The sequence below is a fragment of the Candidatus Komeilibacteria bacterium CG_4_10_14_0_2_um_filter_37_10 genome (assembly GCA_002793075.1).
Classification (GTDB): domain Bacteria; phylum Patescibacteriota; class Patescibacteriia; order UBA1558; family UBA1558; genus UM-FILTER-37-10.
Genome location: PFPO01000085.1, coordinates 1 through 14083, shown reverse-complemented (window position 1 = coordinate 14083; position 14083 = coordinate 1). Strand labels below are relative to the sequence as shown.

General features: G+C 38.4%; 11 protein-coding genes and 1 tRNA gene. 4 read left to right on the top strand and 8 right to left on the bottom strand.

The window, feature by feature from the left end; genetic code table 11:
* The 6 genes from COX77_04360 to COX77_04335 all read right to left on the bottom strand — a co-directional run bounded on the left by COX77_04360 (nucleotide 1) and on the right by COX77_04335 (nucleotide 5957).
* Nucleotides 1–2964 carry a hypothetical protein gene (locus COX77_04360; protein PIZ98475.1) on the bottom strand — a complete coding sequence of 988 codons (2964 nt, stop codon included), beginning with the start codon at nucleotides 2962–2964 and terminating at the stop codon, nucleotides 1–3.
* Between the two features lie 38 nt (nucleotides 2965–3002).
* A complete protein-coding gene (locus tag COX77_04355; GenBank protein ID PIZ98474.1) occupies nucleotides 3003–3452 on the bottom strand; it encodes an aspartyl-tRNA amidotransferase in 450 nt (149 codons plus the stop codon).
* Complete coding sequence (rpsU, locus tag COX77_04350) at nucleotides 3452–3691, bottom strand: 30S ribosomal protein S21 (protein PIZ98473.1); 240 nt, start codon at nucleotides 3689–3691, stop codon at nucleotides 3452–3454. The genes COX77_04355 and rpsU overlap by 1 nt, the downstream gene beginning before the upstream one ends.
* A gap of 175 nt (nucleotides 3692–3866) precedes the next feature.
* Nucleotides 3867–5192: a histidine--tRNA ligase gene (locus COX77_04345; protein PIZ98472.1), complete on the bottom strand. Its 1326-nt coding sequence runs from the start codon at nucleotides 5190–5192 to the stop codon at nucleotides 3867–3869.
* Nucleotides 5193–5203: 11 nt separating this feature from the next.
* Nucleotides 5204–5800 carry a signal peptidase I gene (lepB, locus tag COX77_04340; GenBank protein ID PIZ98471.1) on the bottom strand — a complete coding sequence of 199 codons (597 nt, stop codon included), beginning with the start codon at nucleotides 5798–5800 and terminating at the stop codon, nucleotides 5204–5206.
* An 80-nt stretch (nucleotides 5801–5880) separates the two neighbouring features.
* A tRNA-Val gene (locus COX77_04335) sits at nucleotides 5881–5957 on the bottom strand.
* A gap of 342 nt (nucleotides 5958–6299) precedes the next feature.
* On the opposite strand from COX77_04335, the gene COX77_04330 reads away from it, so the two are divergent.
* The 4 genes from COX77_04330 (at nucleotide 6300) to COX77_04315 (ending at nucleotide 13134) form a co-directional block, all read left to right on the top strand.
* A complete protein-coding gene (locus COX77_04330) occupies nucleotides 6300–7850 on the top strand; it encodes a hypothetical protein (protein ID PIZ98470.1) in 1551 nt (516 codons plus the stop codon).
* A gap of 4 nt (nucleotides 7851–7854) precedes the next feature.
* The gene (gene der, locus COX77_04325) at nucleotides 7855–9222 is read left to right on the top strand and encodes a ribosome biogenesis GTPase Der (protein PIZ98469.1); all 1368 of its coding nucleotides are present in this window, start codon (nucleotides 7855–7857) and stop codon (nucleotides 9220–9222) included.
* 7 nt (nucleotides 9223–9229) lie between these two features.
* On the top strand, nucleotides 9230–9802 hold the full coding sequence (locus COX77_04320; GenBank protein ID PIZ98468.1) for an aminoacyl-tRNA hydrolase: 573 nt from the start codon (nucleotides 9230–9232) through the stop codon (nucleotides 9800–9802).
* Between the two features lie 293 nt (nucleotides 9803–10095).
* Entirely contained in the window at nucleotides 10096–13134 is a 3039-nt protein-coding gene (locus tag COX77_04315) for a hypothetical protein (protein ID PIZ98467.1), read from the top strand.
* Here the strand turns inward: COX77_04315 and COX77_04310 are convergent.
* A complete protein-coding gene (locus COX77_04310) occupies nucleotides 13126–13452 on the bottom strand; it encodes a hypothetical protein (GenBank protein PIZ98466.1) in 327 nt (108 codons plus the stop codon). The genes COX77_04315 and COX77_04310 overlap by 9 nt on opposite strands.
* A 186-nt stretch (nucleotides 13453–13638) precedes the next feature.
* Nucleotides 13639–13914, bottom strand: a complete 276-nt coding sequence (locus tag COX77_04305; GenBank protein PIZ98465.1) for a hypothetical protein — start codon at nucleotides 13912–13914, stop codon at nucleotides 13639–13641.
* Between the last annotated feature and the right edge of the window lie 169 nt (nucleotides 13915–14083).

Below are 14083 nucleotides of genomic sequence, written 5' to 3'. Positions count from 1 at the left end.
TTATTGGCCACTAATACTAATACTTATATTATTTAAAGATGGCGTTTGATCAACGCGGCTAGTTTTGAGCGTTGCTCTGATTTGTAACCAACTGCCCTGCGTTAATTGCACTAAACCATCGGCTTGCGCCTTTTGCCAAGTGGCTGTTGCCAGACCGGCCTGAGTAGTTGCTGATCGTCCTTCTAGCTCTACGGCAGTACCTACGGGAAAATCACCGTGGGCAAATAATCCAGTCACAACTACTGGTTGATGCATATCCAGTACCGGTGATAACCATTGTCCAGTAACTAAAGAGTGAACTACGCTCTTAAAGCCAAAGCCCGTCATATCACTATAGGTATAGGGCTGACCACCAACGCAATAAGTGCCATCTACTGATCCGTCAGCAATATTAAATTTTGTGACTGTCCCACCACTGCAGGTAGTGTATTTTTGAGCTGGTCCACCGCCATTATAATTAACCACCCACATGTGTCCGCCAGCGTCACCGGAAATGCCCAGTGGACCACTGCCGCTAGTAAAAATATTTAATATAGTGCCGTCCTGTTTTAACTTAGTAACATTATTTGAATTCCAATTTGTTACCCAAATATTTCCTTCTTTATCCATAGCTACGCCCCTTGGCGTAGCGCCGCCAGTATTATATTTAACAAAAGTAAAATTAGCGCTATTGCCGTCAACTTTAGAAACAGTGGCAGATCCCCAAGAATTATCCACCCAAATATTTCCCTCAGGGTCAGTCGCTAATCCGTATAACTGTCCAACATCACCCACTTGTGGCGTTCCTAAAACCGTACCAGTACCAACGTCAATAACTGCTGCCTTACCACTATCTCTAAAGACTACCCAAAGTCTATTGAACTTATCTATGGCCGCGCCATAAGCAAAACTACCAGCGTTTGGTGCGACGGTCGCTAATTTTGTTCCCAAATCAGCGTCTTGACCACTTAACTTAACTATTTGGCTACCACCTGCAATCCAAATGTTGCCATCAGCATCAACTGCTACGCCACGTGGCCCACAGGCTGGTGTTGTCAAAAAGGTACTATTTACTTGTGTACCCTTAACATATTTGATATTACCACTACTATCAGTATATAAAACTGTAACATTACAAGAGTCACGATTCGCTATCCAAACCCTACTGCTACCATCAACAGAGGTGCGTGACGGATTAGTGCCAACTGCTACCGGCGCACTAACAGCTCCGGTTTGAGTACTTACTCTAACTACTTCATTGAGGTTTGACCTGGCGATCCAAACATAAGGTGTTTCTATTTCTGACATGTTGATTCGTAACTGACCAGGTACTTGAGTTAAATTGGCATTACCAGAAATCGTACCCGCTAACCACCCGACATTAGCGTCAGTGCCACCGACTTTGAAATCAGAAGGGCCAGCTGCGGGATTAAAACAGTTCTGAAAAACGTCCATACATTTATTAGTAATCAATGGATGGTAGGGAGTGAACTCAGTAAACTCGTCGTGGTTTATTACACTCACGGTAAAAGCTGCGGGATCATTAAAACTAGTAATCCAATAATAAGTATTTTGATCAATCATGATATTTTCCGCATTCAGCGTGGAATACATCATTAATTTATTGAAATTTGATTTAACCAAAGATCTGGTACCAACATTAACTGTGGAAACACCGGGCGTCACGCCAGTTACTGAGGGTGGATTTAAATCAATCAAACCACTGGTCTTGAACTGCCATTGATAATTATCTATTGTCTCGCCTTCTGCTTGTCCATTACTATTGCCGTCAAGAGAATTATTGGCCATATCAACAACACCGTTAAAGGGAATAACAGCCGTTGGTTTACCAGGAGTAGCCAGCGTTGCTGCCTTGATTAAAACTGTAATATCTTTATCGCCCGGTAAACAAAAAACATCATAACCGCAGGAGTTACGACCGCATAAATCGCTGGTAATAAATTCTATTGTCCGATACTGATTAACAATATTAAAGGTACCATTAATCGGCGTACTAACACCCAAGGCCTGAGCCACTATCTTATTAAAACCATTAGCTACTTCACCACTGGCACTTAACGGATTAATCGGTTCATTGAAATTAATTTGTACCACAGCATTACGAGCGTATGTTTTATCGGGAATAGGAAAAACTCCCACCACCTTAGGTGGCGTTAGATCAATAATCGTGGAGACGGTAAATTGCCATTCGTAGCTACCGGTGGCGCCAAAGACTGGATCGCCATTTTGCTTGAGAATATCGGAAGTTAAAGTAACGGTGTAGACCACATTTGTATCATCACGACCCAGATAATTATCTGACGTCAAAACAAAAGTGTTATCATCTTCGGTGATTGCTTTGACTGACGAATTTTGGTTACCATCAGCGTCCTCAATAACGACGTTGCTGATTAAATAACCGGTGGATTGATTATAAATAGTGGAGCGATCAATTTTTTCTTTAAAGGTGACCACAATACTAACATTGCGAGCTACACCAATAGCGCCACGCGGTGGATAATGAGATTTAATTGCCCCGCCGCCGATGCCGCCAGAATATTGATAAGACTGATCAAAACGTCCATTTTGATCCAAGCCAGTTGCCCAACCAAGCTGCCGGAAAATAAACTCCGCAATACTAAACGACATAATGATTATCAATAAACCAATACCCGCATTCCGTAAGATCTTCTTAGCTTTCTCTATTTTGTCGGGACTACCACCAGCGGTCATCCAAATATAACCACCATAGAGAATCATAATAACTGCCAATAACCCCAAGAAGCCTAAAAAGATTCGGACAATCCGCACAATTAATGTTTGCAATTCAACATTTCCTAATCCGATCGTGGCAGCGGTATCCAAACCCAAATCAACATTACCAGCAAAGGCGCTAGGATTAAACAAAACAAAAAAAGTGATCAGTGCCAAACCAAAAACAACTGCCACTAATATATTCTTTTGTTTTAACCATTTGCCCTGCATGGTAGGTGCAATATTTTTATGATTAAAAAATAACTTTTTTACTCAGCCAACAACTCCTTCAATATTGTTTGTACTAGTCCGCCGTCGGCTTGCTGACCAATAACTTTCATAACCAATCCCATTGCTCGACCAAACTGATCTGCACCGTGCAAATTATTGGTCTTTAAAACATCCATGATCATCTGACGAACCTCTTCGCTGGATAATTGTTGCGGCAAATATTGCTCAATAATCAACAATTCCTGCTGCTCTTTGGCTGCTTGCTCCAAATAATTGGCTTTACTAAATGCTTCAGCAGCTTCTTTTCGTCTTTTAGCTTCGGTTTTGATAATCTTAATAGTTTCCTCATCCGTCAAAACAGCTCTATTTTTCGCAATGGAAGCATTATTTAATGACGCGGACAACATACGCAAAACAGACAGCTTCAAGACTTCCTTATTCTTTAAAGCTATCTTCAAATCTTCTTTAATCTTATTTTCTAAAATCATTATTTCTTTTTTTCTAAATATTCATCAAGTTTACCAATACGCCGCAAGTGCTCTCTAAATTTACGAAAATCTTCTCTTTTTAGAGCTGATTCTTTACGCTCGCGTTTAGTCTTAGGCTTTTGATAATATTTAATTTTTTTTGCTTGTAATAGTTTGCCGCTTTGAATGGTTCTTTTTGTAAACCTTCTTAGTAGACTTTCAAAAGTTTCCCCTTGCTTTCTCTTTACTTCTAAAGCCATTGTTCCACCCCCTTCTTAATATCTAAGTTAAATAATTAATTTTTCTTGTTTTTTAATTAGTTATTGTTAATAGATGGTCAATATTTACACTATTAAACATCTGGTTAATATCAATAATAATTAATCTAAACTATACTATATTAATATCATAAAAAAATTATTTTGTCAAAATAAATTAACTGCCTTCCAATCGCCCGCGGAGTCTTTTCTTGACCTCGATAATAGTTTTGTTAAAATCAACAACTTCCTGAATCCCTCCCTCCATATCTCTAATCAAAACAGTGCCGTCAACCATCTCTTTTTGTCCTAAAATCAAAGTATATTTAACATTTAATTTATTAGCTAACTCTAATTGACCCTTAAGACTATCCTTAGCCATGCTTTCAGCAACTGCAATGTCGGCTTCCAACATTTTTTCCAATAGTCCTAAAGATTTTTTTCGAGCTTCTTGGCCCAGCTGAGCAATAAAAATATCATAAGTCTTTTTTTCAGCTACTTTAATATCGCGCTCTTTTAATTCGCGTACAATTCTTTCAGCTCCCAAAGCAAAACCAATTGCTGGCGTTGGTCTTCCACCCAACTCCTCTGCTAAGCCGTCATAGCGACCGCCGCCGCCCAAAGCAACCTGGCGACCAGCTTCTTCAGTTGATTCAATATTGTACTCAAAACTAGTTCTCGTATAATAATCTAAACCACGAACTATTTTGGGATTAAGATTGTATCTAACTTCCAAATCATCTAAATACTCCAAGGTGGAAATAAAATGCAGACGACAAGGGTCACAAAGATAATCAACCTGTTGCGGTGTATCCTGACAAACCTTTTGACAACCCTCTTCCTTGCAATCTAAAACTCGTAAAGGATTTTTGACAATTCTTCTTTTACAATCTTCACAGAGTTGATTTTTCTTACCCTTCAAAGTTTCTAATAAGGCAGTCACAAAAGCGGCACGACAAGTAGGACAACCAAGACTATTAATATCCACGATTACCGGCAAATTCAAAAATTTTAAAAACTTGTAACCAATATTAATAATTTGTGCGTCAATTACTGAGGCTTGTTCGCCAATTGCTTCAAAACCTATTTGATTAAACTGACGTTGACGACCGGCTTGTGGACGATCATAACGAAAACAAGGGCCAAAGTAAAATAATTTAACTGGTTGTGGCATATTAATCATGCCGTGTTCAATGTATGATCTCATGACACCGGCGGTAAACTCCGGCCGCAAACTCAAATCCTCATTACCCATATCCTTGAACGAATACATCTCTTTTTCCACAATATCGGTGTAATTGCCAATGGATCGATTAAATAATTTAGTGTACTCAACGATCGGCGTATCTATTCTTTGATAGTTATACTGCCGCGCTAATTGACCCATTAACTGTTTTAACCTGGTCCAATATTTTTGATCGTCGGGCATAATATCCTTCATGCCTTTGACTAACTGAACTGCTTTTTTTTCTTTTGGATTGGGACTAACAATGGGGTTATTCATAAAAAATATAGTTAATAAATAGGATTTTGCATTAAACCAAAACGATTAATAGGCAAAACGCGCAATAATACCTTGCCTCTAATTTCGTCTTTATTAATCGGACCGATTCTGCGGGAATCTAAACTATTGCGTCGATTATCGCCCAGGACAAAGAATTCATTCTCTTTTAACGTCGTCTGATAATTTTCTGTTTCTGACATCTGATGACCAACGTCTAAATAGTTATCTTCGTTGATGGCTAATTCTTTACCATCACGACCAATCACGGATATCTTGCCATTATTAATCAGTACTGTTTCACCGGGTAAACCAATCAATCTTTTAATATAAAAAACTTTATCATTGGTTGGTGGCCGAAAAACCACAATATCACCACGGACGGGCTCGGCAAAGCGATAACTTATCTGATCGACAATTAAATATTCACCATTATGAAAATTAGGTTCCATAGAAGCGCCATCAACATAGAATGGTTGGCCGACATAAGCTCTAATTGGTACGACGATAATCAGCGAAACAATAATTACCTTGATTGTTTCAAAAATAAAGGACTTAAAAGTTGCCTCTTTTTCCGTTTCCCTATTTGTTTGGTTTTCTAAATTATCCATTTTGATTTTATCTTATCTTAATTTTGATTTAATTATATTGTTTGCGGCTTCGTTTGGTGGGCCAGATACCATCTGGTATCTGGTGGGTCCGAGAGGAGTTGAACCTCTGACCTCATGAATGTGAATCATGCGCTCTAACCAACTGAGCTACGAACCCTCGTCATTTTTCGACTTGCTCCGTTCCGCTCACTGAATTATTATTTTTCATCAATGATCTCCACTACTCAAGTCGCGAAATTCCTCTTCACTCGCTCCGCTGATAGCGAAGCTCATGTTTTTAAAGTAAATATTTCTAACCTCGTCCCAGGGACATTCAGCTTCTCGCCGCGCTAGCGCTTTGGCGCAGCGGGTGGCTGAAACTGGGCTACGAACACCCAATAATAGGTATAATTCAAATAAATCATGTTGATTGTAACAGATATTCTACTAAAAATCAAGTTGACCAATATCAAATTTTGTTCTAAAATAAGAACGAATTATTAAAGTTAAAATATCAGGCATGAAAAATATTGACGGCATTTTAAAAGAAGAAAAAAAGGATTCGGAGACGAAGATTTCTGTTCATCAATATACAAAAAAACCAACCGTTGATGAAGTGTCAGTAGAAACAAATTTGCCAACACCAAAAGATAAATCGCAACAAGAAAAAACCACAGCGACCGATAGCTTTCTTCGTCACTATCCAACAGAATTTATTTCTTATCCAAAGAACAAACAAAAAAAATGGCGCTTGTTCTTTTTAATTTTCTTATTAATTATCACACTTTTTGGTAGTTTTTTATTTTCCAACTATCTCAGTCTCAATAAGTCAACGGGTGGACTTGGTTTAGCATTACAAAAATTAAATCTTTGGCAGCAATTAAACAAACTAATCGGCTTAGATACCAATAAACTCATCAATGAAAGAGATCGTGTTAATATCTTACTCTTGGGTATTGGTGGTGAGGGTCATGATGGACCATATCTGACCGACACGATTATTCTCGCTAGCGTCAAACCTTCAACTAGCCAAACGGCGATGATTTCTATCCCCCGTGATTTGGTGATTAAATATAATGAAGGCTACTATCCGAGAATCAATGAAATATATTCTTTGGCGATCAAAAACCAAGCTATTGACCCAGCTAACTATACCGCTGAATTGATTGGCCAGGCCTTCAATCAACCGATTGATTACTATGCGGTTATTGATTTTAATGGCTTTAAGAATATTATTGATTATTTGGACGGCGTGGAAATCAATGTAGAAAATGATTTTACCGATTACCAATACCCCACCGATAATCATAAATATCAAACTATTTCCTTTACCGCCGGGCGGCAAACTATAGATGGTCAAACAGCGCTAGAATATGCTCGTAGTCGTCACGGTAATAATGGCGAGGGTTCGGATTTCGCGCGCAGTCGCCGACAGCAAAAAGTAATCATGGCAGTTAAGGACAAAATATTAAATTTTAACTTATTACTCAATCCTTATAAATTAAATCGTGTCTATCAAATGATGCGTCAATATATCAAAACTAACATTGATATTGATACAACTTTTTCTTTCTATGAATTATCCAGGGATATTGACTGGTCCGGAATTATTCAAAAAAATATTGATGATGGACCAGATGGTCTTCTAGTACCGGTGATTACCGAGCAAGGTGCTTATGTCCTGCAACCAAAAAATAGTTATACTGACCTCCAATCTTTTGCCCAAACGATCTTTCAAGATAATATTGCCACCAGCGAAAACGCCATCATTGATTTACAAAACGGCACCACTGTTTCTGGCCTCGCCTATACAGTAGCCCAAAAATTTAAAGAGCATGGTATTAACAATGTTTCCTATCATAATGCTGCTGTCCGTGACTATCAACAAACGATTATTTACGATTTAAGTAAGGGACAAAAAGAAAAGACCAAAACGATCCTCCAAACCATACTACCATCGGCCACTATCACAACAAACAACGCCCCGATCAATAATAACTCGCAATTACCTAATAATGTAGACTTTGTTGTAATCTTAGGACAGGACGTGTCTAATCTACTGTTAAACTAAATTTATGAAATATCAAATTGCTTTGGTTGGCCGAGCAAATGTCGGTAAATCAACTCTTTTTAATAAGGTTGCTGGCGCCAAAACGGCCCTAGTGAGCTCTTTGCCTGGCACTACTCGTGATCGTCTGGAAGTCCAATGCCAATGGCAGGACACCAATTTTTCTCTGGTTGATACCGGCGGGTTTGATGTTGATAAAAATAACTTTATTGATCAACAGATTCTCCTCCAAACCAAGATGGCCTTAGAAAAATCGTCGTTAATACTTTTTTTGGTAGACGCTCGTGCAGGCATACTACCTGGTGATATTGAATTTGCTAAATACTTACGTACTTTGCGTCAACCGATCATGGTGGTAATGAACAAAGCTGATCGTTTAGAACAACGGGCGCAAATTGTAGAGTTTTATCGTTTGGGATTTGGGACGCCAATACCAGTATCCGCTACCAATGGATCTGGCGTCGGTGATCTGCTTGATGAAATAGTTAACAATCTAAAAAAGCTTAAATCAAAAAATAAAACTACTAAAGTTATTAGTCCGCACGAGCAAATAAAAATAGCTTTTTTAGGTCAACCTAATGTTGGTAAATCGTCATTAATCAATTCCTTACTAAACGAGCAACGTGTTATTGTTTCGCCCGAACCCCATACCACTCGTGGTGTTCAGGTTATTCCCTTTAGCTATGAAAAGATTCATTGGTTACTACTGGATACGGCTGGCTTGCGCCGACGCAATCAAAAAAAGGAATTGATTGAAAAATTTAGTGTTGATCAACTGAAGGGTGTCTTGAAAGAAATTAATCTAGCACTTCTCATCATCGATATTAAAAAAGAGCTAACTGTTCAGGATAAAAAAATTGCTGATTTAATTGCTGAGCATAAATTAAGCTGTGTCATTGTGGCTAATAAATGGGATCTGGTTCCCAATAAGGACGACAAAACTATCAATAAATATCGAACTTACGTTTATCGTAATTTACCCTTACTATCCTACGCTCCCATTATTTTTGTTTCCGCTCTGGAAAAACAAAGAGTTCATAAAATTTTGGATCTAGCCGGTACTGTTTACCAGGAAAGATTTCGGCAAATTACGGACAATGCCATGGATAAATTCCTCAAATGGGCGATTAAAAAAAACTTACCACCCAAAGCCAAGGGAACAAGACCGCCAAGATTGCTATCTTTTTCTCAAGTCCGTACCAATCCGCCGACATTTATCCTAAAAATTGATAGTTTGACCAGCCTGGCCAACTCTTATCTGCGATTCCTCGTCAAAACATTGCATCAAAAATTTGGCTTTCAGGGCACACCAATTAATATTCGTCTGGAAGCTATTGATACTAAACATTCCAGTAAAAAGAAAAAGGCTTTATAATACAACTATGAAATTAATTGTTGGCTTGGGTAATCCCGGAGATAACTATCAATTTACCAGACATAACTTTGGCTGGCTAGTCTTAAACTATTTAGCGGGCTCCGAAAAGTGGCAACAGAGCAAACCTACCAAAGCTCAATATTTACGCCTACTAATTAATGACCAGGAGGTGGAGCTGCTAAAACCACTAACTTTCATTAATGAATCAGGAATTGCTGTAGCCGTTGCTGCTAGTAAACATCAAATACCGCCCCACGACATTATCATTGTTCATGATGATCTGGCGCTACCTTTTGGCACCATTCGTTTGGGTATTTTTAAATCCACCGCCGGCCATAACGGTTTAAAATCCATTGTCCAACATCTAAAAAGTACCGATTTTGTTCGTTGTCGCTTAGGTATCGGTAATGATTACTCGGACCGCGCTGATACTGCCCGGTTTGTTTTAAATAAATTTTCCAGTTTAGAAAAAAAACATCTTGAGCAACTGATCAAGATAGCAGCGGAATCAATTACCCACTACTTATCACACGACTTACAATCAGCGACCAATCAGTACAATAAAAATTTCTTAGCCTAGAGCTGGCTAATAATATTTACTATCAATAACAAAACCCAGTGATATAATCGCTGGGTTTTTTGAGTAAATGACAACCGTAAAATTGTTTTACCTGGCAACGTGATGATTATTAACCTATAAACCAGTGCTAGTTGCTGATACATGAATCATGGATCTTCGCTAAAATACCGCTAATTATGACTTAGGAGGGTAGTCAAATTATGATACTACTGGTTTATAGGTTGCTAACCACCAATCATTAATCTTGCCCTATTTTGGCAGTTGATATAAGATATTAGAACAGTCCAAAATAAATGTCAACAACGCTTGATTCACCGGCTAAAACAGCCGCTCAGACAATATTAGCGCCACCCAATGTCTTCAGTAGCGCTTATCTCATACCCACCCTCCACCAAAAAAGGGTGTTTTGGTATTTGGTAGACAATGACTTTCAAATTAAAAAAGCTCACGAGCTTTTAACTTGGTGGCTGGCGCAAAATAAACAACAAACTAAACTACAAACCTGGTTTAAAGATCTACCACCGTCACCCGCACTGCTTTTTGATTTACTCCAAGCCAAGTCATTAATCATAATTAGTGCTCTGACTAATTGGCAACAAAAAATTATTGAACAAAATTATTGGCAACAGCAGATTATTGAACTAACGGTTGGTGCGCGGCGCGATCCCTATGACCTTCGGAAAAAATTAGTGAATAGTGGCTATCAGATTAACAACGTTGCTGATCAACCTGGCTTGCTCGCGCCGCGCGGATCAATTCTTGATGTCTACAGTCCCCAAAATGATCAAGCCTATCGTCTGGAATTTGAACTGGACAAGCTGATTAATATCACCTTAGTTAAAAATAATCAAAGTAACAAAAAAATTAACCAGGCGATTATCCTCCCCCTAACTTACAGTGCCATCCATTTAGCCAAGGCCACAAACTATTTAAATGAAAATCATTGTGCGTTATTAGAACAGAAAAATCTGGAAGAAAATCCTGATTGGCAAACATTACCTGTAGCTAAACTCTTTCTCACAACTCCTTGGCGCGAGCAGCACAGCCAATTAACTATTGCCGATCTGCCAATTTTAACAAAAAATTATGCAAACTTAAAAAATTATTATTTAAAACAACAAAAACTTGGTTATCAAATCAATTTTGTCGTTCAAGAAAAGGAAAAACTCCAGGCTTTATTAAATCAACTCCACTTACCGACTGATGCTATTTTAACATTTAGTGTTTTTTCGTTTCCTGGTTTTTGTGATGACCAACAAAAAAAGATATTTATTACTGAGCAAGATATTTTTGGTGTAACTTCCGAAACCAGAACCAAACAAACACCCTTTATGCCAGATATCAATATTGGTGACTATGTCGTTCATCGTGATCATGGGGTGGCACGTCTCACAGAATTAACCGAACAAGCTATTGATAACATCAGCCGGGAGTATTTGATTTTATCTTATGCCGAAAATGATAAACTGTATCTACCAATTGATCAGGCCGACAAAATTAGTAAATATCTTGGTGTGACTGAACCAAAACTGCATCGCCTCGGACAAAGCTCAACTTGGCCACAAACGATTCGCAAAATAAAACAAGAAGTTATTAAATTAGCTCAAGAGTTACTAAATCTATACGCCCGCCGTCAGATGATCAAAGCTGGGCCATTGGTACCTTTTTTAGCAGCAGAAAGAAAATTAGCCGCTGACTTCCCCTACTCCATAACTACTGATCAAGAAAAAGCCCTCCATGACACGCTTCATGATTTAGAAAAAAATAAACCAGCCGATCGTTTGATTTGCGGTGATGTTGGTTTTGGTAAAACAGAAATCGCTTTGCGGGCCTCTTGGCGAACAGTGCTCAATAAAAAGCAAGTAATACTACTTTGCCCGACAACTATTCTAGCACAGCAGCATTTTGACACTTTCGTCGCTCGCTTGGAAAAATACAACGTTCATATTACGCTACTCTCACGCTTTATGGAAACCTCGCAACAACAAGAAATTATTGAAAATATAGCGTCCGGCAAAATAGATATTATTATTGGCACTCATCGTCTGTTATCCAAAGATATTCATTATTATAAAATTGGTTTAATCATTATTGACGAGGAGCAACAATTTGGCGTACAAGACAAGGAGAAACTGAAACAACTCCGTACCAGCGCTCACATTTTAACAATGTCCGCAACGCCCCTACCTCGCACACTAAATATGGGACTTACTGGCTTACGCGACATTAGTATTATTGCCACACCACCACCCGGCAGACAACCTATTAAAACCATGATTCAACCGTACGGTCAGACACTAATTACTCAGGCCATTAATCAAGAAATAGAGCGTGGTGGCCAAGTATATTATCTTTATAATAAAGTAGAAACTATTCAAGCCAAGGAGCAAGAATTAAAAAAATTATTACCCGATGTACGATTTGGCGTGGTTCATGGGCGATTACCTGCTAAAGAGCTGGCCACCACCATGCACAATTTTGATGCTAATAAAATTCAAGTTCTTATTTGCTCCACGATAATTGCTAATGGTTTAGACATTGCTAATGCCAATACCCTGATCGTCGATGGGGCACAAAATTTTGGTTTAGCACAACTCTATCAAATTCGTGGCCGTATCGGTCGTTCCGAGAGAAATGCCTATGCTTATTTTCTCTATCACGCGCTAAAACTAAAAGGAAGGGCTGGTGAACGCTTGCGAGCTTTACAAATGGCTGAAGAATTAGGATCCGGTTTTCAAATAGCGATGAAAGATATGGAAATGCGTGGACTGGGTAATATTTTAGGCAAAGACCAGCATGGCCACGCTTCCTTGATTGGTTTTTCTCTTTACAGTGAATTACTACAACAAACCATTAGTGAAATAAAAAACGGTTTTTTACCAACTCCTCTACTGGACAGCAAAATAGATTTACCCCTAACTATCGGTTTACCACAAATTTTAATTCCTCATCCAGTTAGTCGTTTAAAACTCTACCAACACCTAGCCAGCGCAGCGGATTTACCAACTTTAGAAAAAACTTTTGGCCAAATAAAAAAACCCTGGCCTGAGCCAGTAGTCAATCTTCATCATCAACTAACTATCAAAATTTTAGCTCAACAAGCCAATATCCTTTCAGTAGTAGTTCAAAAGGATGCTCCTGGTAAACAAAAGCTCATCTTAGAATTTAAAGACGAGCTTGATTATGCTCAGGTCAGTAAATTATTAAATATCCAACCCTTCTGGGAATTTAAAAATCATCAATTAAAAGTTGAGTTAACTAAACTAAAGCCCGACTGGATTACCAATTTAAAAAAAACTATTCAGCTGTTTTCGGAGAATAAACTATTTTAACTTTAACTTATAATAATTACTGTTTGGATCCTGGCCTTTCTCTGCCCGACAATGAGTACAAAAAAACAAACCATCAGTACCGGATAATTCCTTACCGCATTGAGAGCACGTTCTCATAATCTGCTCGACAACTCTTTCCGTTGGTTGTTGTTCGGTAAAATTTAACTCTAGCTCTTTTTTTTCTGTCTGCTGAGGATAGTGTCTTGTTACTTCATCACAAAACTCCAGATAAGTTTGCCCATTTTTTAGAGTGGCCTCGCAATCTGGACAACCGCTATTCTCATCAAATTTATAACCATGACAACATGGACAAAGCATATTTTTAGCATTAATTGTTTTCTCTAAAATACCATATTTGCTTAAAAACGTAAAAAGGTTGGCGTAGTTAACAACTACACTTTAATAATCTAAAACCCAATTTTCTGATACTCCGATAACCAGATTAACTGATAATCACAGGAGAATAAAAAAAGAGCTACTCATTATAAGCAACTCTTTTAAATTTTAACGACACCGGGTACAAATATGAACATCGGGATCTGGATGATCAGTTGGATCGTTATGATCTTGACCACAGATATGACACGGCCACGGGCCTTCTTGATTGCTTGCTGGCTCGGAAAATAATTCCTGATCCGTAATTATTATTTTCTGTTTTCTAAATTCTGATAAAGAATAATTGGCAGTAATAATAAGCCTTACTTCCTCGCCAGCTTTACCACAATCAGAACAACCATCAATAGCATCATACCTATACCCACCGCAATTACTACAATACATTTACTACTCCTAATATTATTCAATTCTTGTTAACAATTCTCGGGCTAATATCTGTCGCACGTTTATTGCCCTCTCTGCTGTGAAAATATCCACCAAGGTAGTGGTGGGCAACCCAGCTAATTCTTGTTGCAACTGTATTGCTAATAAACTATGAATGTCGTCATTAGAT